The 17575-nt window shown below is 72.3% G+C and carries 15 protein-coding genes; 5 read left to right on the forward strand and 10 right to left on the reverse strand.

The features are described from left to right. The first annotated feature begins 83 nt into the window (after positions 1-83). A complete protein-coding gene (locus tag GGQ83_RS03595; RefSeq protein ID WP_184382215.1) occupies positions 84-1136 on the forward strand; it encodes an alpha/beta fold hydrolase in 1053 nt (350 codons plus the stop codon). Positions 1137-1159: 23 nt separating this feature from the next. Here GGQ83_RS03595 and GGQ83_RS03600 read toward each other — a convergent pair whose 3' ends face one another. The 6 genes from GGQ83_RS03600 to gloB are packed head-to-tail and all read right to left on the reverse strand — an operon-like array spanning position 1160 to position 5200. After that, on the reverse strand, positions 1160-2143 hold the full coding sequence (locus tag GGQ83_RS03600) for a Bug family tripartite tricarboxylate transporter substrate binding protein (RefSeq protein ID WP_184382216.1): 984 nt from the start codon (positions 2141-2143) through the stop codon (positions 1160-1162). Next, on the reverse strand, positions 2140-2799 hold the full coding sequence (locus GGQ83_RS03605; RefSeq protein WP_184382217.1) for a polysaccharide deacetylase family protein: 660 nt from the start codon (positions 2797-2799) through the stop codon (positions 2140-2142). The genes GGQ83_RS03600 and GGQ83_RS03605 overlap by 4 nt, the downstream gene beginning before the upstream one ends. Positions 2800-2804: 5 nt before the next feature. Further along, positions 2805-3407 (reverse strand): class I SAM-dependent methyltransferase, encoded by a 603-nt coding sequence (locus tag GGQ83_RS03610; RefSeq protein WP_184382218.1) that lies wholly within the window; start codon positions 3405-3407, stop codon positions 2805-2807. Then, entirely contained in the window at positions 3404-3865 is a 462-nt protein-coding gene (locus GGQ83_RS03615) for a cupin domain-containing protein (protein ID WP_184382219.1), read from the reverse strand. Before GGQ83_RS03615 ends, GGQ83_RS03610 begins: the two co-directional genes overlap by 4 nt. Next, the gene (locus GGQ83_RS03620) at positions 3865-4452 is read right to left on the reverse strand and encodes a glutathione S-transferase N-terminal domain-containing protein (RefSeq protein WP_184382220.1); all 588 of its coding nucleotides are present in this window, start codon (positions 4450-4452) and stop codon (positions 3865-3867) included. Before GGQ83_RS03620 ends, GGQ83_RS03615 begins: the two co-directional genes overlap by 1 nt. A 19-nt stretch (positions 4453-4471) precedes the next feature. After that, positions 4472-5200: a hydroxyacylglutathione hydrolase gene (gene gloB / locus GGQ83_RS03625; protein WP_184382221.1), complete on the reverse strand. Its 729-nt coding sequence runs from the start codon at positions 5198-5200 to the stop codon at positions 4472-4474. A gap of 42 nt (positions 5201-5242) precedes the next feature. On the opposite strand from gloB, the gene GGQ83_RS03630 reads away from it, so the two are divergent. Beyond that, positions 5243-5986 (forward strand): methyltransferase domain-containing protein, encoded by a 744-nt coding sequence (locus GGQ83_RS03630; protein ID WP_184382222.1) that lies wholly within the window; start codon positions 5243-5245, stop codon positions 5984-5986. Here GGQ83_RS03630 and rsmI read toward each other — a convergent pair. Continuing rightward, positions 5935-6828, reverse strand: a complete 894-nt coding sequence (gene rsmI, locus GGQ83_RS03635; RefSeq protein WP_184382223.1) for a 16S rRNA (cytidine(1402)-2'-O)-methyltransferase — start codon at positions 6826-6828, stop codon at positions 5935-5937. The two genes, GGQ83_RS03630 and rsmI, sit on opposite strands and share 52 nt — an antisense overlap. Positions 6829-6887: 59 nt before the next feature. Between rsmI and GGQ83_RS03640 the strand changes: the two genes are divergently transcribed. Together GGQ83_RS03640 and GGQ83_RS03645 are read left to right on the forward strand one after the other, a co-directional pair. Next, positions 6888-7937: a penicillin-binding protein activator gene (locus GGQ83_RS03640; RefSeq protein ID WP_184382224.1), complete on the forward strand. Its 1050-nt coding sequence runs from the start codon at positions 6888-6890 to the stop codon at positions 7935-7937. A 47-nt stretch (positions 7938-7984) separates the two neighbouring features. After that, on the forward strand, positions 7985-9310 hold the full coding sequence (locus tag GGQ83_RS03645) for an ATP-binding protein (RefSeq protein WP_311727108.1): 1326 nt from the start codon (positions 7985-7987) through the stop codon (positions 9308-9310). 3 nt (positions 9311-9313) lie between these two features. Here the strand turns inward: GGQ83_RS03645 and tldD are convergent, their stop codons facing one another. The 3 genes from tldD to GGQ83_RS03660 are packed head-to-tail and all read right to left on the reverse strand — an operon-like array spanning position 9314 to position 16730. Continuing rightward, positions 9314-10750: a metalloprotease TldD gene (gene tldD / locus GGQ83_RS03650; RefSeq protein WP_184382225.1), complete on the reverse strand. Its 1437-nt coding sequence runs from the start codon at positions 10748-10750 to the stop codon at positions 9314-9316. 11 nt (positions 10751-10761) lie between these two features. Beyond that, positions 10762-15657, reverse strand: coding sequence for a PAS-domain containing protein (locus GGQ83_RS03655; RefSeq protein WP_184382226.1), 4896 nt, complete (start codon positions 15655-15657; stop codon positions 10762-10764). Next, positions 15654-16730, reverse strand: coding sequence for a COX15/CtaA family protein (locus tag GGQ83_RS03660; protein WP_184382227.1), 1077 nt, complete (start codon positions 16728-16730; stop codon positions 15654-15656). Before GGQ83_RS03660 ends, GGQ83_RS03655 begins: the two co-directional genes overlap by 4 nt. Positions 16731-16900: 170 nt before the next feature. Here GGQ83_RS03660 and GGQ83_RS03665 point away from each other — a divergent pair, with 170 nt between their 5' ends. Next, the gene (locus GGQ83_RS03665) at positions 16901-17566 is read left to right on the forward strand and encodes a TVP38/TMEM64 family protein (RefSeq protein WP_184382228.1); all 666 of its coding nucleotides are present in this window, start codon (positions 16901-16903) and stop codon (positions 17564-17566) included. The last annotated feature ends 9 nt before the right edge of the window (positions 17567-17575 follow it).

The following is a 17575-nucleotide window of genomic DNA, read 5'->3' on the forward strand; positions in this document are numbered from 1 at the left end:
TCGGGTCCTGGCGTTTGCTTGGCCTTAACATACCCAAGCGGCGGAGGATGGACCAGACGGAACCTCCCCCATATGGCTGCGGCATGGGTCGTCTCCTCCTTCTGTTGTTCCTGGCGCTCGGCGCCTGCGTGCCGTCCGAACGGGTGCCGCCAGTCGTGGCCGGCCCGGCCATCGCGCCCTTCGAGGCCGGGCCGCTGCCCTGGGCGCCGCACCCGGCCTATCTGCTGGATGTCTCGCCGCCCCGGCCCCAACCCGCTGGCCCGCGCCCGGAGGCGGACCTCGTCATGGACGACGGCGCCCGCCTGCCGCTCCGCGCCTGGCGGCCCGAGGGACCGCCGCGCTTCGTGCTGCTGGCGCTGCACGGGCTGGGCGACCATGGCGGCAACTTCCTGCTGGAAAGCGGTCCGCAACTCGCGGCCGGGGGTGCGCTGGTCTACGCCTATGACCAGCGCGGCTTCGGCTGGACCGCCACGCGGGGCCTCTGGGCGGGGCGGGACCGGATGGTGGCCGATGCCCGCGCCGCCGTCGCCCTGCTGCGCGAACGCCATCCGGGCCTGCCCTTCTTCCTGCTGGGCGAAAGCCTGGGCGGGGCGGTGGCGCTGCTGGCCCAGCCCGAGGGGATTTCGGGCCTGATCCTCTCCTCGCCCGCCATCTGGGGCGGCGACTACTTCCCCTGGTTCCTGCGACCGCCGCTGGCGGTGGGGGCGGCGCTGCTGGGTCCGCTCGCCTCGCCCGCCGTGGCCGGGGGCATCGCCGCCAGCGACAACGCGGCCGCGCTGCGCCGCTTCGCCAATGACCCGCTGACGCTGAGCCATATTCGGCTGGACATGCTGGAGGGGTTGGTCGCCCTCATGGACGACGCGGTGGCCGCCCTTCCCGGCTGCTGCCGCGCCACGCCCACCCTGTTCCTGATGGGCGGCAAGGACCGCGTGATCCCCACCGCCTCCGCCCGCCGCGCCCTGCGCGACGCCGCCGTGCCCCGCGTGGTCTTCTACCCCGAGGGCTGGCACCTGCTGCTGCGCGACGCGGTGCGCGAGGAGGTGGCGCGCGACCTCCTCGCCTTCATGGCCGCCCCCGCCACGCCGTTGCCAGCCGAGGCGGCGGGCAGGGCATGGTTGGAGGGTGCGCCGCGATAAGCCCGGCCGGACGCCAGCCGCGCTTACGAGTCGACGCGGATATCCGCCCGCCGGATCACGTCGCCCCAGCGCTGGAATTCCTCCTGCTGGAAGCGGCTGAGCTCCTCCGGCGTGCCGCCGATGGGCTCGACACCGCTGTTGTTCAGCACGGCCAGCGTCGCCGGCTCGCGCAGCGCCTCGTTCAGGATGCGGTTCACGCGCGTGACGATGGGCTCCGGCATCCGGGCCGGGCCGAACATGGCCCACCAGCCCTCGGCGGCGATGCCCGGGAAGCCGCCCTCCGCGAAGCTCGGCACCTGCGGCATCAGGTTGGAACGCTCCGTGCCCGTGATGCCGAGTGCCACCATCGTGCCCTGCTCCACATGGGAGCGCACGAATTGCGTGTGGTAGAACATGCCATCCAGCCGCCCGGAGACGAGGTCCGTCACCGCCTGGCCGCCATCGCGATAGGGCACGTGGTTCATCGGGATGCCGCTGAGGTTGGCCAGCAGCGCCTGGTTGAGATGCCCCGTGGTGCCCGTGCCCGCCGAGCCGATGTTCATCGTGCGCTGCCGCGCCAGCGCCAGGAAATCCGCGAGGTTCCGCACGCCGAGCGAAGGCGGCACCACCAGCAGGATCTTGGTCTTGGAATGCGCCAGGATGGGCGTGAAGTCGCGCGCCGGGTCATAGGTCAGGCCCCGCATCAGGTGCGGGTTCACCGCATGCGTGCCGATCACGCCCAGCAGCAGCGTGTGCCCGTCGGGCGCGGCCTGCGCCACCGCGGCCGCGCCGATGGTGCCGCCCGCGCCGGCGCGGTTCTCGACCACGACCACATGCCCGTCCAGCCCGCGCGAGAGGTGCTGGCCGATCAGCCGGCCCACGATATCCGTGCTGGTGCCGGCCGCGAAGGGCACGATGAGGCGAATGGGACGCTGCGGCCAGGCGCCCTGCGCGCGGGCGGGTGACGCGATGACGGCGGGGGCGGCGAGCCCCGCGCCCAGCAGTGCGCGGCGGGTGGTGATGTTCATGTGGCGTTTTCCTCCTGGCAGATTTTTGTGAGTTCGTAGCCCGGCGCGGGCCGGCCGGCCACCAGGGGTAGGCAGGCGGCAGGGAAGTCCGGGGTGAAGCGGGCGCCTTCGTCCGTCAGGGTGCCCAGCACCCGGTCGAGATGCGCCATGGCGTCGGGCAACAGGTCGTGCAGCACCATCAGTACGGGGGCCTGGGCTTGGCGCGCGGCGGCCAGGGCGCGGTCGGGCCAGCCCTCGGCATCATCCCAGTCGCGCGGAACGGCGTTCCACAGAACCACGGAATAGGCCTCGGTCGTCAGGTGGTTCAGGGCCGCGCGGTTGAGCAGATGCGGGCCGACCTGCCCCCCGCCGCCATTGGGGCGAAACAGGCGGTGGGCGTTCAGCCCATGCAGCAGCGCTTCGGCGCCCGTGATCTCCGCCACCGCCTCGGCGGCCGGGCGCCGGCCCAGCGGCACGCCATGGTGCAGGGTGTGGTTGCCGATGCGATGCCCCTCGGCCAGGGCGCGTTCCGCCAGCGCCCGGCGCGCCGGGTCATGCAGCTTGGTGCCGATGGGGAAGAAACTCGCCTGGATGCCGCGCCGCGCCAGCACCTCCAGCACCAGCGGCGTGGTGGTAGGTTCGGGGCCATTGTCGAAGGTGAGGCAGACGGGCTGCATCGGGGCTACCGCCGCCACACCCCCCGCACGACCTCGGCGAGGCCCTGGTGGCGGGGGCCCTCGTCGAGGTGGACGGCACCCTCGGTCAGTTCCAGGGTTTGCAGCGTGGCGAATTCGGCCTCCGCGATGGCGCGGCTCCAGAGCAGTTCCGGCAGTTTGGGCCCGCCGGAACGCCGCCCCTCCTGTGCGGGCGAGAAGCATTCCAGCACCAGCAGCCCGCCCGGCTTCAGCGCGCGCAGGCAGCCCTGGGCCGCCGCGTGACGGTCCGCCGGCGGAAGGTGCAGGTAGATCCAGGCGATGAGGTCGAAGCTGGCCTCGGGATATGCCCAGGCTGCGGCATCGCCCACGCGGGCATCCAGCGGCACGCCGCGCCGCGCGGCCAGGGCGCGGGCCTTCTCCACGCCCACGCCGGACCAGTCCAGGGTGGTGACATCGAGGCCTTGCTCCGCCAGGAAGACGCCATTGCGCCCCTCGCCATCGCCCAGGCACAGCGCGGACATGCCCGGCCGCCAGCGCCAGGACTGCGCGCGCAGATAGTCATTCGGCGCCTCCCCGAACTGGAAGCCGCCGCCGCGGTAACGCTCGTCCCAGGCCAGCGAGGTGCTCATCGCCCGGAGGGTGCGCGCGGCGTGGGCCGCCAGTCGGGCGGCGCCATCTCGAAGCCCGCGAAGTCGAAGGCGGGGGAGACGGTGCAGCCCACCAGCGTCCAGCGCCCGAGCGAGGCGGCGCTCTGCCACACCCCGCGCGGCACCATCAGGAAGGGAAGCTGCCCCGCGCCCAGATCGGGGCCGAGATGGTGGGCGGAGGCGTCATGCCCATCCGGCGACATGGTCAGTACCAGCGGCCCGCCGCCATACCAGTGCCAGGCCTCGTCGGCGTCCACGCGGTGCCAATGGCTCACATCGCCGGGGCCCAGCAGGTAGTAGATGGCCGTGCTGGCGCCGCGGCTGCCATCTTCCGGCCGGTCGCGCCAGATCTCGCGGTAGTAGCCCCCCTCGGGATGCGGCTGCATGCCGAGGGCGGTGACGATCTCGCGGGCGTCCAGCGCGGGGTCGGCCAGGTTCATCAGCCGGGCTTCGTCTCGGCGAAGATGGGGTTCTGCATCTGCGCCTCGTAGCAGGCTTCCAGCTTCGGGTGGCCCGGGCGCCAGGGCTCATGCGCGTAGCGGAAATCCAGATAGCCCAGCGCGCACACCACGCCGACCTTGCCGATGTCGAGCGGCCCCGAAAGGTCCATGCCCTCCAGCGCGTCCACCGCCCGCGTCATGGCGGCCTTGAAGCGCGCATCGGCGGCCTGGCGGCCCTCATCCTGCGGCAGCATGGAGGCGCCGCGGCGCGGCACGGCGGCGTCCAGGATGCCATCGGCCAGCACGGCGATGGCCAGCGCCTGCCAGCGCGCGGGGCCGGGCGCGGGGAACAGCTTGGCGCCCGTGCCGATGTGGTCGAGATACTCGCAGATCACGGGACTGTCGTTCAGGGCCAGCCCGTCATCGGTGACGAAGGAGGGCACCTTGCACAGCGGGTTGTCCGCCAGCAGCGAGGCCGGGTTCTGCGCCGGGTTGGCGGGGACGTGCTCCATGCTCAGGCCATGGTGCTTCGCCACCGCGACGCATTTGCGGACATAGGGGCTGGTGCCCGAAAAGTGCAATTTCATGAAGACGTTTCCTGTTGCTTCACCGGAAATTGTCCTTCGCCGCGCGCCGGGCCGCAAGCTCCGCCACGTCACCCGCGCGCAGGAACGGGTTGAAGGCGTGTTCCTGGGCGATGGTGGTGGGCACGGTGGGCTGGCCCGCCTCGCGCAGCGCCTTCGCCTTCGCGGCGAAGTCCTGCAGGGCCTTGTTGTTCGGCTCCACGCTCAGCGCGAACTTGATGTTGGACAGGGTGTATTCATGCCCGCAGCAGACCAGCGTCTCGCCCGGCAGGGCGCCCAGCGCCTGCAACGCGCTATGCATGTCGGCCGGCGTGCCCTCCAGCAGGCGGCCGCAGCCGGCGGCGAACATCGTGTCGCCCGACAGCACGGCCGGCCCGTCCGGGAAATGCCAGGCGATGGCGCCCAGCGTGTGGCCGGGGCTGTCCAGGATATGTGCTTTCGCCTCGCCCAGGGCGAAGCTGTCGCCCGGCTTCAGCGCCACATCCAGCTTCGGCAGCCGGTGCGCGTCGGCGGCCGCGCCCGCCACCTTCGCGCCGAAGCGCGCCTGCACCTCCGGAATGCCGGCCACATGGTCGCCGTGGTGGTGGGTGATCAGCAGCCAATCCAGCCGCCCGCCCTCCTTTTCCACGAAGGCGATGACGGGCGCGGCCTCGGCGGCATCGGCCACGGCGGTCATGCCGGTGGCCTCGTCACGCAGGAACCAGGCGTAGTTGTCGTCGAGAATGGCGATGGGCTTCACGGTCAAAGCCATGGCGGCCTCCCTCTGGCGGTGTGGCCGCCCTATATCCCCTGCATGAGTGGCGAGGTCCATGGTCTGCCCGAATTCTACGCCAGCCCCCCGGGCCAGGTGGCGATACGGCTGATCCGCATGCGGCTTTCCGCCCTCTGGCCAGACTGCACGGGGCTGGACGTGCTGGGGCTGGGCTGGGCGGCGCCCTATATGGGAATCTGGGCCGGGCAGCGCGGCCGGCGCATCAGCCTGGTGCCCGCCTGCTTCACCCCGGTGCATGGCACGGCCCTGACCGACGACCATGACCTGCCCCTGCCCGACCGCAGCCTGGACCGCATCCTGCTGATCCATGGGCTGGAAGCGAGCGAGCATGTGCGCCCGCTGCTGCGCGAGTGCTGGCGGGTGTTGCGGGATGATGGGCGCCTTCTGGTGGTGGCCCCCAACCGGCTGGGCCCCTGGGCGTTGTTCGACCACACGCCCTTCGGCCAGGGCCGCCCCTATTCGCGCGGGCAGCTCAGCCGGCTTCTGGAGTCCCGCATGTTCCACGTGCTGCGCCGCGAGGAAGCCCTCTTCGTCCCGCCCTTCCCCTGGCGCTTCGCGCTGCGCGGCGCGCGGCTGTGGGAGAGCGTGGGCCGCGTCGCGGCGCGGCGCCTGGCGGGTGTCTCCCTGGTCGAAGCCGAGAAGGACATGTTCGCGGCATTGCCCGCCGGTGCCGTCTCGCTGGGCCGGCGCGTGGTGCAGCCCGTTCCGGCGCGCTACGCCGTCGAGCCGCCCGCCTCCGACGACAGCTCCAGCGCGCGGGCATAGACGCGCTTGCGGGGCAGACCAGTGGCGGCGGCCACCGCGGCGGCGGCGTCGCGCACCGACATCCGTGCCATGGCATCGCGCAGCGTGGCATCCAGCGTTTCGGCGGCCGTCTCGGCCGGCGGGGGGGCTGGGCCGACGCAGAGCACCACCTCGCCCCGCGCCTCATGGGTGGCGTAGTGGGCGGCGAGTTCGCCCAGCGTGCCGCGCCGAACCTCCTCGAAGCGCTTGGTGAGTTCGCGGGCCAGCGCGGCCGGGCGGTCGGCGCCCAGCCCCTCGGCCAAAGCCGCCAGGGCCTCGGCCGCACGGTGTGGCGCCTCGTAGAAGATGAGCGTGGCGGACAGCCCTGCCGCCTCCAGCGCCGCCATCCGCGCGATCTCGGCCGCGCGGGCGGCCGCCTTGGGGGGCAGGAAACCGTGGAACAGGAAGGGATGCGGCGGCAGGCCGGAGAGCGTCAGCGCCATCAGCGCCGCATTCGGCCCCGGGATGGCCGTGACCGGCACGCCCGCCGCGATGGCGGCCCGCGCGAGCCTGTAGCCGGGGTCGCTGACCAGCGGCGTGCCGGCATCGCTCACCAGCGCCAGCGCCTCGCCCGCCTGCATCCGCGCGACCAGGCGGGGGGCCATCTCGGCCTCATTGTGGTCGTGCAGCGCGATCATTGTCGCGGAAATGCTATGCCGGGCCAGCAGCCTGGACGTTACCCTGGTATCCTCGCACAAGACGGCGGCCGCCTGTTCCAGGGCCGCCCGCGCGCGGGGTGGGAAATCATCCAGGTTGCCGATCGGGGTGGCGACGAGTGTCAATCCACCGGAAGGGGGGGAGTTCAATGAGGTTTCGTATTCCATGGCAGGCGGCCCTCGCGGCCCTCTTCCTTCCGCTGATCGGCTGCGCCCCGCAAGCCCAGATGTCCGGTCCCGGGCCTTTCGCGGCCCCCGCCACCCCCTACGCCATGCCCCAGGCGGCGCCCGAGCCGGTGCGCCGCGTCGGCCTTTTGTTGCCGCTGACCGGCGGCAATGCGGCCCTGGGCCAGGCCATGCTGAACGCCGGGCAGCTGGCGCTGTTCGACCAGGGCGACCGGCGCATCGAGATTCTCCCGCGCGACACCCGCAGCACCGCTTCCGGCGCGGCCGAGGCGGCGCGCGACGTCGAGAGCCAGGGCGCGCTGGCCATCGCCGGCCCGCTGACGCTGGGCGAGACGGCGGCCGTGGCGCGTGCCGCGCGCGTGCCCGTCTTCGCCTTCACCTCGGACGAGGCCCAGGCCGGCGGGCAGGTCTGGGTGCTGGGCATCACGCCCACCCAGCAGGTCCGCCGCGTGATGAGCGCCGCCAACGAGCAGGGCGCCCAGCGCTTCGGCCTGTTGGCGCCCAATGACGCCTTCGGCCAGCGCCTCGCCACCGCCATGCGGGAGGCCGCGCGCCAGGCCGGCTGGCCCGCGCCCGTCATCCAGCTGGTGCCCCAGCGCAGCTCGGAATTCGCGGCCCAGGCAGAGGCGCTGCGCGCGGCGGATGTGCAAGCGGTGCTGGTGGCCTTCGCCGGCGCCGGTGCCCGCACCGCCGCGCAAGCCCTGGCCGAGGGCGGCAGCCGCCCCCTGATCCTGGGCACCATCCTCTGGGCGGCCGAGCCCAATCTGGGCGATGAACCCGCCCTGGCCGGGGCGCTCTTCCCCGGGTCGGACCCCTCGGGCCGCAACCGCTTCGACCAGCAGTTCGAGGCCGCCTTCGAGGCCCGCGCCTCGCGCCTCGCCGGCCCCGCCTATGACGCGGTGGCGCTGGCGGCCCGCACGGCGCGGGAGGGCGCGCCGCCCGTCGGCAGCGCCTTCCTGGGTGCGGATGGGCCCATCCAGCTCGATGCCGGGGGGGTGACGCGCCGTGGGCTCGCGGTCTTCGCGCTGCAGCCGGGCGGGACGCCGCGCCTGGTCTCCCCCGCGCCCGTGCCGGGCGGCGCCGGAAGCTGACGCCCGCCCGCCTCCTGGCGGCGACGCTGCTGACCGGGGCGGCGCCGGTGCTGGTGCTGCTCGTCCTGATGGTGACCGGGGCGGTGGCACCCGCGCCGGGCCTTCTGGCGCTGCTGATCTGCCTCGGGGCGGCCTTCGCGGTGGCCTGGCTGTGGATTTCGGCCGTGACGCGGCTCGCGGCCGCGCTGCGGCGGGCGGCGGAGGAGGAAGGCCCGCTTCGCCACGAGATGCCCCCCCTGCCGCCCTTGCCGGCCCTGGTCGAGATCGAGGAAGGACTGGCGCGGCTGGTGCGTTCGCTGGAGGTCCGCGCCGCCCTGGTCGGCCAGCTGCGCGCCGCCGACGAAGCCATCGTGGAGGCCCTGCCCGACCCGCTGCTGGTGCTGGGCCCCGACCGCGCGCCCCTGCGCGCCAACCAGGCCGCACGCCGCCTCTTCGGCATTGCGGGCGCGGAGGGCGAAACCCGCCAGGGCGATGTGCTGGCCCTGCTGCGCCACCCGCTGCTGGCCGGCGCGGTGGATCGCGCGCTCACCGAGGCGCGCCCGCAATCCGTGGACCTGACCCTGCCCGGCCAGGCCACGCGGGAGCTTTCGGCCCAGGTGATCCCGATGAACCCGCCCTTGGCCGATGGCGGGCGGTTGGTGGTGGTGCTGACCGACCGCACAGCCGCCCGCACGGTGGAGCGCATGCGCGTGGATTTCGTGGCCAATGCCAGCCACGAACTCCGCACGCCGCTGGCCAGCCTGATGGGCTTCATCGAAACCCTGCGCGGCCCCGCCGCCGACGACCCGCCGGCGCAGCAGCGCTTCCTGGGCATCATGGCGGACCAGGCGGACCGCATGCGCCGCCTGGTGGATGACCTTCTGGGCCTCTCCCGCGTCGAGGCCACGGAGCATCTGCCCCCGCAGGGCCGCGCCGACGTGCTGGCCGTGCTGCGCGCCGAGGCGGCGGCGGTGGAACCCCTCTTCGCCGCGCGCAAGGTGCGCCTGCGTCTCGACCTGCCCGAGGGCGCGCTTCCCGCCGACCCCGCCGATGCCGACCAGATTGCCCAGGTGGCGCGCAACCTGCTGGACAACGCGCTGCGTCACGCGAAGGAGGAGGTGGTGATGCAGGCCGCCCCCGCCCGCCATGCCGGCCGCTCCGGCGTGGCCTTCCAGGTGCGCGACGACGGGCCGGGCATCCCGCCCGAGCACATTCCCCGCCTGACCGAGCGCTTCTACCGCGTGGATTCAGGCCGTGCGCGCGCGGCCGGGAATACCGGCCTCGGCCTCGCCATCGTGAAGCACATTTTGAACCGGCACCGCGGCACGCTGGTCATTGAAAGCCCGCCCGGTGCGGGCGCCACCTTCCGGGTGTGGCTGCCCGGCCCGGGGTGAAGTTCAGAGCGACGTGCCGCCCACCGTCAGCCCCATCATCTTCAGCGTGGGCTGGCCCACGCCCACCGGCACGCCCTGGCCCTGCTTGCCGCAGGTGCCGATGCCGGGGTCCATGCCCGTGTCGTTGCCGATCATGCCGATCTTGGTCAGCGCATCCGGCCCGTTGCCGATGAGGGTCGCGCCCTTCACCGGCGCGCCGATCTTCCCGTCCTCGATGCGGTAGGCCTCGCTCATGGAAAACACGAACTTGCCGCTGGTGATGTCCACCTGCCCGCCGCCGAAATTCACGGCGTAGATGCCGCGCTTCACGCTGCGGATGATCTCCTCCGGGGCGTGGTTCCCATTCATCATCAGCGTGTTGGTCATGCGCGGCATGGGGCTGTGCGCATAGGATTGCCGGCGGCCATTGCCGGTGGGGGCGACACCCATCAGGCGGGCGTTCTGCCGGTCCTGGATGAAGCCGCGCAGATAGCCATCCTCGATCATGACCATGCGGCCCGAGGGCGTGCCCTCATCGTCCACCGTCAGGCTGCCGCGCCGGTCGGGGAGGGTGCCGTCATCCACCACCGTCACCCCCGGGGCCGCGATGCGCGTGCCGACCAGGCCCGCGAAAGCGCTGGTCTTCTTGCGGTTGAAGTCGCCCTCCAGCCCGTGGCCGATGGCCTCGTGCAGCAGGATGCCGGGCCAGCCGGGGCCCAGCACCACCTCGGTCTCGCCGGCCGGGGCGGGCTGGCTTTCGAGGTTCACCAGCGCCTGGCGCAAGGCTTCCGCCACGCCGCGCTGCCAGCCGCCGTTTTCCAGCACGCGTGCATAGGCGAAGCGGCCGCCGGTGCCGAAGCTGCCCGTCTCGCGCCGGCCATCCTGCTCCACCACCACGCTGACGCCGAAGCGCACCAGGGGGCGGATATCGGCCACGCGCTCGCCATCGGGGCGCAGGATCTGCACCGCCTGCCATTCGCCGGTCAGCGACGCCATCACCTGCACCACCCGGCTGTCCAGCGCGCGGGCATGGGCGTCGAGTTCCAGCAGCAGCGCGGTCTTCTCCGCGAAGCCCATGGCCGTCAGCGGGTTGGCGGGTTCGTAGAGGCGCGTGTTGGTGGCACGCGGCGCCAGGTCCAGCACGCCCGAACGCCCCTGCCGCACCGCCTTCACCGTCTCGGCCGCGCGGGCCAGGGCGGCGTCGGTGATTTCGCCCGAATGGGCATAGCCCGCCGCCTCGCCCTGCACGGCGCGCAGCCCGAACCCGCGCGAGGTGTCGTAGCTGGCCGAACGGATGCGGCCATCCTCCAGGCTGATGGCCTCGCTCTCGCGGTATTCGAGGAACAGCTCGCCATCCTCGCAGCCCAGCGTCGCCTGCTGCAGGCGGGCCAGCGCGGCGGCAGGGTCCAGCTCGGTGTGGAACAGGCGGTCGGTGATGGAGAGCGGGCTGTCGAGGGGCATGGGGGCTCCGTTCAGGGAAGGAGGGAGGCGTGCGGGAAGCGCAGCAGCGCGCGCGTTCCCTCGCCTTCGGCGCTGTCGAGGGTAAGGGTACCGCCTTGCGCTTCCGTCAGCACGCGGCAGAGGTAGAGGCCAAGCCCGGCGCCCGGGTAGCGGCGGGCCAGCTGGCTGTCGATCTGGGTGAAGGGTTCGAAGACGCGCGAGAGGTCATCGGCCGCGATGCCGATGCCGGTGTCGCGCACCTCGATCTCCAGGCCCTTGTCGCAGATGCGCGCCGTCAGCGTGATGCGGCCGCCCGCCGGCGTGAACTTCACCGCATTGGTGACGAGGTTCAGCAGCACCTGGCGCAGCCGCTGCTCATCCGCGCGAAGCCGCGGCAGCGGGCCCATCGGCACGAGCTGGAGCGTCAGCCGCCCGGCTTCGGCCGTCGGCCGCATCATGCGCTCCACCCCTTCCAGCAGCGGCGGCAGGGGGATGGTTTCCAGCGTCACGGGCAGGTGGCCGGATTCGGCGCGGGTCACGTCCAGGATGTCGTCGATCAACGTCAGCAGGTGGCGCCCGGCCTCCTGGATGGCGCGGGCGAATTCCTGCGTCTGCTCGCGCGGGGCATCCCCGCTCAGCACCTCGGAGAAGCCGATGACGGCGTTGAGCGGCGTGCGAAGCTCATGGCTCATGGTGGCCAGGAAGCGCGACTTCGCGAGGCTCGCCGCCTCGGCCGCGGTGCGGGCGCGTTCCAGCTCGTCGCGGATGCGCCGGTCGTCCGTGACGTCGGTGTAGGTCAGCACGAAGCCGCCATCGGGCGTGGGGTCCGAGACGATTTCCAGGATGGTGCCATCGGGCCGCCGCCGGATCTGGCGCCTCGACGCCTCGCGCGGATGGATGGCGATGTCCGCGGCGATGCGCTCGGCATCCTCGCCCTTGCCATACTCGCCGCGGGCGTGCAGCGTCTGCACCAGGCCGTGCACGGTCATGCCGGGCGCCAGCAGGCCGGGCGGCAGGTCCAGCATGCGCGACACCATCGGGTTGGCCGCCACCAGCAGCCCATCGGCGTCGAACAGCACGATGCCATGGCGGATGTTGTCCAGCATCACGCCCAGGATGGTGGCGCGCCGGTCGGCCTCCGCCTGGGCCTCGGCCAGCGCCGTGACATCTGTGATGGACACGACATAGCCCCCATCGGGGGTGGGGTGGGAGGCGTTGTTCAGCACCCGCCCATCGGCCGTCACGCGCTGATGGAACTGCGGCACGCTGCGATCCTGCTCGATCAGGTGGCGCAGCAGCGCCTCGGCCACGGCACCCGTGCCGAAATTGCCGGCCTCGAACTGTCGCTGCAGGATCTCCTCCATGGTCCGGCCGCGCAGATTGGTCAGGTCGGGCAGGCCGAGCGCCTCGGTGGCCAGGTCGTTCAGCGCGACCAGGCGGCGCTCCTTGTCATAGAGCAGGATGCCCAGGCTGATGTTGTCCAGCATGGTCTGCATGATGCCGGCGCGGTGCTCGGCCTCCTCTTCCGCGCGCGCCAGGGCCGTCACGTCGGCGATGGAGATGACGAAGCCGCCATCGGGTGTGGGGTCGGAGGCGATGTCGAAGCGCCGCCCGTCGGGCAGGGTGCGCTGCATGCGTTGCGGCTTGCTGCGATCCAGCTCGAGGAAGCCACGCTCGGTCCGGCCGCCGTCTTCGTCATCGGCATACATGCCGCGCGCGCGTTGCGCGGCCAGGACTTCGGCCTGGGAGATGCCCGGCTTCTGCAAGAGGTCGGGGACACCCATCAGCTCCCCGGCGAGGGCGTTGGCGGCCACCAGCCGGTGGTCGGCATCGTAGAGCACGATGCCATGGCGGTTGTTGTCCAGCATGGCCTGGAGCACGCCCGCGCGCCGCTGCGCCTCCTCCTGGGCCTGCACCAGCGCCGTCACATCGGCCACCGACACCGCGAAGCCGCCATCATGCGTGGGCTCGGACTGCACATCCAGCACCCGGCCATCGGGGTGGCGGCGCTGGTAGCGCAGGGATTTCGTGCGATCGAGCCCGGCATACTGCGACATGAAGGCGGCTTGTGCCGCGAGATCACCGGGAAAATGGTTCTCGGCCTGGTGCTGCAGGATTTCGGTGATGGTCAGGCCGATCAGATCGCGCTCATCGGCATAGCCGGCCAACTCGGCCGCGATGCGGTTGGCGGCCACGGCGCGGTGCTCGGCATCGTAGAGGGTGATGGTGTGCCGGGTGGCATTCAGCGCCGCCGCCAGCACGCCGGCCCTGCGTTGCGCCTCCTCGCGCGCCTCGAACAGCTCGGTCACGTCGGCGATGGTCACGACATAACCGCCGCCCGGCACCGGGTCCGAGGCCACGTCCAGCACCCGCCCGTCCGAGCCGCGGCGCTGGTAGCGCATGGGCTTCGAGCGGTCGATGACGTCAAATGCGAGGGTCGGCGGCAGGTCGGGCGGGCCGCCCTGGGCGCGCCGCGCCTGCGCGATCACCTCCGCATGCGTCATGCCCACCGGTGCCTGGGCATTCGGGAAACCCGACCTTTCCGCCGCCATGTCGTTGCAGGCCACCACCCGGCCATCGGCGTCGAAGAGGGTGATGCTGTGGCGCGAGGCATTGAGCGTGGCGGTCAGCACGCTGGCCCGCGCCTGGGATTCCTCCTGGGCCCGCACGCGCTCGGTCACGTCGGTCAGCGTGAGCACGAAGCCCCCGCCGGGCACCGGATTCGTGCGGATCTCGACCACGGTTCCGTCCGGCCGGTGGCGCTGCCAGGCCTGGGGGGCGTCGAAGTCCCGCGCGTCCAGTTGGCGCAGCGCCTCCTCCGCCTGCTCGGGCGGGCCGAATTCGCCCTGCGCGGCCTGCAGCCGCGCCATCTCGGTGCGCGTCATGCCCGGATGCAGCAGTCCCTCGACGCCGTTCAGCCGGGCGCAGAGCGTATTGGCCACCAGCAGCCGGTGTTCCGCGTCGAACATCGCGATGCCGTGGCGCATGTTCTCCAGCATCACCTGCATCATCACGTTGCGCTGCGAGACCTCGGCCTGGGCCTCCGTCAGTGCGGTGATGTCGGTGAAGGTGCGGACACAGCCGCCGCCTGGCGTCACATCGGTGCGGACCTCGACCACGGTGCCGTCGGGCCGCTGGCGCGTGTAGGTGCTGTCGCCCTTCCAGGGCTCCGGCGTGCGGCGCCGGCGATATTCCTCAGGGCTGACATGCGGACCGTGCTCCCCGCGCTCGGCCTGGATGTCGCGCAGCGTGTCGAAATGCACGCCGGGCTTCAACGCCTCGACCGGCAGCCCGGCCAAGGTGCCGCCCAGCGTGTTGGCCACGCGGACGTAGCCCTTCTGGTCGTAGAGGATGACGCCGTGGCGCATGCTGTCCAGCACGGTCTGGAGCATGGCGGCGCGTGACGTGGCCTCGGCCTCGGCGCGGGCCAGCGCGGTGACATCGCTGTAGCTGCGGACGAAGCCGCCGCCCGGCAATGTGTCGGTGATGACCTCGACCACCGTGCCATTCTCACCGGCCCGCCGGTACTGGTGCGGGCCGAAGAGGGGCGCGTTCAGCCATTCCTCCAGCGAGGTCTGCTGCTTGGCCAGTTGCGGGTCGCGCGGCTGGTGCTCGCCGCTCTTCTCGTATTGGCGGCGCCGCAGTTCCGAGACATGGGTGCCGCGCGCGAAATTCTCCGGAGACAGCCCGCAGAAATGCGCCGCCAGCCGGTTCGCCAGAATCACGCGCGACTGGTCGTCGAACATCACGATGCCGTGGCGCGTGGCTTCCAGCGTGGTGGTCAGCAGCTGTTCGCGCGCCAGGATCTCGGCCTGGGCGGCATTCAGCTCCGACACGTCGGCCACCACCATGGCATGGCCGCCATCCGGCAGGGGCACGCTGCGATGGACCGTGGTGCGGCCGTTCCGGTAGCGCTCGAAGCTGAACGGCTTGTTCAAGCGGTCCAGGCGCATCGTGACCTGTTGTTCCGCGTCGCCGGCGCCGAATTCGCCCGCCAGGGCGCGGCGCGTCAGGATGTCGCGCAGATGCTCACCCACGCGGGCCGGCATGGACGCGAAGATCTCATGGTAGGCGGGGTTGATGTAGCGCAGCACGCGGTCAGGCCCATAGACCGCCACTCCCACGGGCAGCGCCTCCAGCAGCGCATCCTGCAGGGCGATGCGCCGCTGCGCTTCCTCGGCCGCCTCGCGTTCCTTCGTGATGTCGGTCACTTCCGACAGCCAGCCGCCATCAGGGAGCAGCTGGTTGCGGAAACGGATGGTCTGGCCATTGGGCCGCCGCCGCTCCCAGGCCGGGGAATTGCGCCAGCCGGGATCCTTCATCCGCTCCCGCAGCGTTTCCTGCCAGTTGGGCGGGTGCTCGCCGCGGCGGGCCTGGGCCTCGTTCAGTTCGAGGAAATGCGCGCCGGGCAGGGCCTCGCTGGGCTGCAGCCCGACCAAGGCAGGGAAGGCGGTGTTGGTGAAGCGCAGCCGCTGGTCGTCGCCATAGACCGCGACACCGCTGGACAGGCGCTGGAGCACGGCATTGAGGTCGCGCAGCTCTTGCTGGGCGCTGTCGAGCGCCTGGGCCAATTCGGTCGTCTCGGGCAGGGCGATGATGCAGCCGCCGTGCGTGAGCGGCACCTGCACCCATTCCACCCGCCGCCCCCCGGCGGTGCGCAGCCGGGCCCCGCGCCCCGCCGGGGCGTCGAGCATCCGGGCGGCAAGCTCCGTTGGGTTGCCGGTGCCGAACAGGCCTGCGAAGGCCAGGATCTGCAGCACCTCGGCGCGGGTCAGGCCGGGGCGCAGCACCTCGGGGCCGGTGTCCACCAGCCCGTGCAGGGCGGGGTTGGCGAGGATCACGCGGTCCTCGGAGTCGAAGGCCAGCAGCGCGACCGGCAGGGCGGCCAGGATGGCCGGGCGGGGGTCGCGCGGGGCCTCGGCGTTCATCGGGGTGGGGCCCGCAGGCCGTGCCAGGCGCAGAGCCCCGCCGCGAGCACGCCCACCGCCACCGTCTGGTGCAGCGTGCCGAGCGAGACGGGAACCACATGGACCAAGGTCAGGACTCCCAGCGCGTATTGAGCCACCACCGAAGCAGCCATCACCAGCGCCGCGCTGCGCGCGAAACCGGATGGCAGATGTCGCAAGGCTGCCACGGCAAGCCCCGCCGCCGCCAGTCCCGTGAGCGTGGCCAGCAGCCTGTGGTTGAATTGCACCGCCGCGAGATTCTCGGTCAGGTTGAGCCAGGAGGGAGAAAGATCGAGGTAGCCGACGGGGATGAGGGCGCCATCCATGAGAGGGAAGGTATTATAGGTGAAGCCCGCCCGCGTGCCCGCCACGAAGCCGCCGGCCAGCATGGTGGCGGCCGCGAGCCAGAAGGCCCATTGCACCTGCCGCCGCACCTTCCCGCGCCGGGCCTCTTCGGCTGGGGGCAGCGCCGCCGGCGCCGGGCGCAGCAGGCCGAGCGCGGTCCAGACCAGCAGCCCGAACAGCACGAAGGCCATGGAGAGGTGCAGCACCAGCCGATAGGGCGAGACGGCCGTGCGGTCCGCCTGGAAGCCCGAGGCCACCATGAACCAGCCGATGGCCCCCTGCAGCCCGCCCAGCGCGAACAGCAGCCAAAGCCGGGGCATCAACGCGCGCGGGATGGCGCCGCGCCACCACAGCCACAGGAAGGGCAGCAGATAGGCCAGCCCGATCAGCCGCCCCCAGAAGCGGTGCAGCCATTCCAGCCAGAAGATCTGCTTGAACCCCTCCATGCCGAAGCCCGCGTTCAGCAGCGCGTATTGCGGCACGGTGCGGTAGAGGTCGTAGAGGCGCTGCCATTCGGCCTCGCTCAGCGGCGGCAGGGTGCCCGACAGTGGCGCCCATTCCATGATGGACAGGCCCGAGCCCGTCAGCCGCGTGGCACCCCCGATGGCCACCATGATCCAGACCAGCCCGGCCACGGACAGCAGCCAATAGGCCACGGTGCGGGGGCGCAGGCGGGATTGGGCGGCGGCGGGAGGCGTGTCGAAGGGCATGGGCGCGATATAGGGCGTCCCGCCGTATTGGCGAACCCGTGCCCCACCGTTGGGGCCCGCCGTGGGGCCCCGCCTTGGGGCCCCGCCTTGGGGCCACAGGGTCGGGCCGCGGGGTTGTGAGGCGGCGGGGCGGCTGGTAACCGCCCCCGCATGTTCGCCTCCAGGCTTCCATGACCCGCGCGGGCTGGCTGCGCCTCGCGCTGCTGGTGGGGGGCCTCGCCCTGGCCGGCGTGCTGTTGCGCGAATGGGGTGCGCTGCCCGGCACCGACTGGGCGGATCGGAACCTGCGCGGCCAGGGGCTTTCGGGCGATCTCGTCTTCGTGCTGGTGGGGGCCGCGCTGACCGCGGTGGGCCTGCCGCGCCAGGGCGTGGCCTTCCTGGGGGGCTATGCCTTCGGGGCCGTGCTGGGGACGGCGCTGGCGCTGGCGGCGCAGTTGCTGGGCTGCCTGCTGGCCTATGGCTGGGCGCGCGCGGTGGGGCGGGGTTGGGCCGAGCGCCGCCTGTCCGGCCGCTTCGGCCCGCGTCTGCGCCCGCTGGTGGAGGTGCTGCGCGACAACCCCTTCGGCACCACGCTCGCCCTGCGGCTGTTCCCGGCGGGCAGCAACCTGGCCATGAACGCGCTGGCCGGGCTGACGGGGGTGGCGGTGGCGCCCTTCCTGGCGGCCTCGGCCCTGGGCTATTTGCCGCAGACCGTGGTCTTCGCCCTGCTGGGCAAGGGCATCCGGGTGGATGGTGCCTGGCAGATGGGGCTGTCCGCCGTGCTGCTGCTGCTGAGCGTGGTGCTGGGCATCTGGCTCATGCGGCGCCACCGGGCGGGCCGGGCGGTGGAAGAGTAGAGCGCGATC

Source organism: Roseococcus suduntuyensis (genome assembly GCF_014196305.1).
Lineage (GTDB): Bacteria > Pseudomonadota > Alphaproteobacteria > Acetobacterales > Acetobacteraceae > Roseococcus > Roseococcus suduntuyensis.

Excerpts from the sequence above, each read along its gene's own strand:
- GGQ83_RS03595 (WP_184382215.1), top strand. The coding sequence starts at position 84 with ATGGGTCGTCTCCTCCTTCTGTTGTTCCTGGCGCTCGGCGCCTGCGTG.
- GGQ83_RS03600 (WP_184382216.1), bottom strand. The coding sequence starts at position 2,143 with ATGAACATCACCACCCGCCGCGCACTGCTGGGCGCGGGGCTCGCCGCC.
- GGQ83_RS03605 (WP_184382217.1), bottom strand. The coding sequence starts at position 2,799 with ATGCAGCCCGTCTGCCTCACCTTCGACAATGGCCCCGAACCTACCACC.
- GGQ83_RS03610 (WP_184382218.1), bottom strand. The coding sequence starts at position 3,407 with ATGAGCACCTCGCTGGCCTGGGACGAGCGTTACCGCGGCGGCGGCTTC.
- GGQ83_RS03615 (WP_184382219.1), bottom strand. The coding sequence starts at position 3,865 with ATGAACCTGGCCGACCCCGCGCTGGACGCCCGCGAGATCGTCACCGCC.
- GGQ83_RS03620 (WP_184382220.1), bottom strand. The coding sequence starts at position 4,452 with ATGAAATTGCACTTTTCGGGCACCAGCCCCTATGTCCGCAAATGCGTC.
- gloB (WP_184382221.1), bottom strand. The coding sequence starts at position 5,200 with ATGGCTTTGACCGTGAAGCCCATCGCCATTCTCGACGACAACTACGCC.
- GGQ83_RS03630 (WP_184382222.1), top strand. The coding sequence starts at position 5,243 with ATGAGTGGCGAGGTCCATGGTCTGCCCGAATTCTACGCCAGCCCCCCG.
- rsmI (WP_184382223.1), bottom strand. The coding sequence starts at position 6,828 with ATGGAATACGAAACCTCATTGAACTCCCCCCCTTCCGGTGGATTGACA.
- GGQ83_RS03640 (WP_184382224.1), top strand. The coding sequence starts at position 6,888 with ATGTCCGGTCCCGGGCCTTTCGCGGCCCCCGCCACCCCCTACGCCATG.
- tldD (WP_184382225.1), bottom strand. The coding sequence starts at position 10,750 with ATGCCCCTCGACAGCCCGCTCTCCATCACCGACCGCCTGTTCCACACC.
- GGQ83_RS03655 (WP_184382226.1), bottom strand. The coding sequence starts at position 15,657 with ATGAACGCCGAGGCCCCGCGCGACCCCCGCCCGGCCATCCTGGCCGCC.
- GGQ83_RS03660 (WP_184382227.1), bottom strand. The coding sequence starts at position 16,730 with ATGCCCTTCGACACGCCTCCCGCCGCCGCCCAATCCCGCCTGCGCCCC.
- GGQ83_RS03665 (WP_184382228.1), top strand. The coding sequence starts at position 16,901 with ATGACCCGCGCGGGCTGGCTGCGCCTCGCGCTGCTGGTGGGGGGCCTC.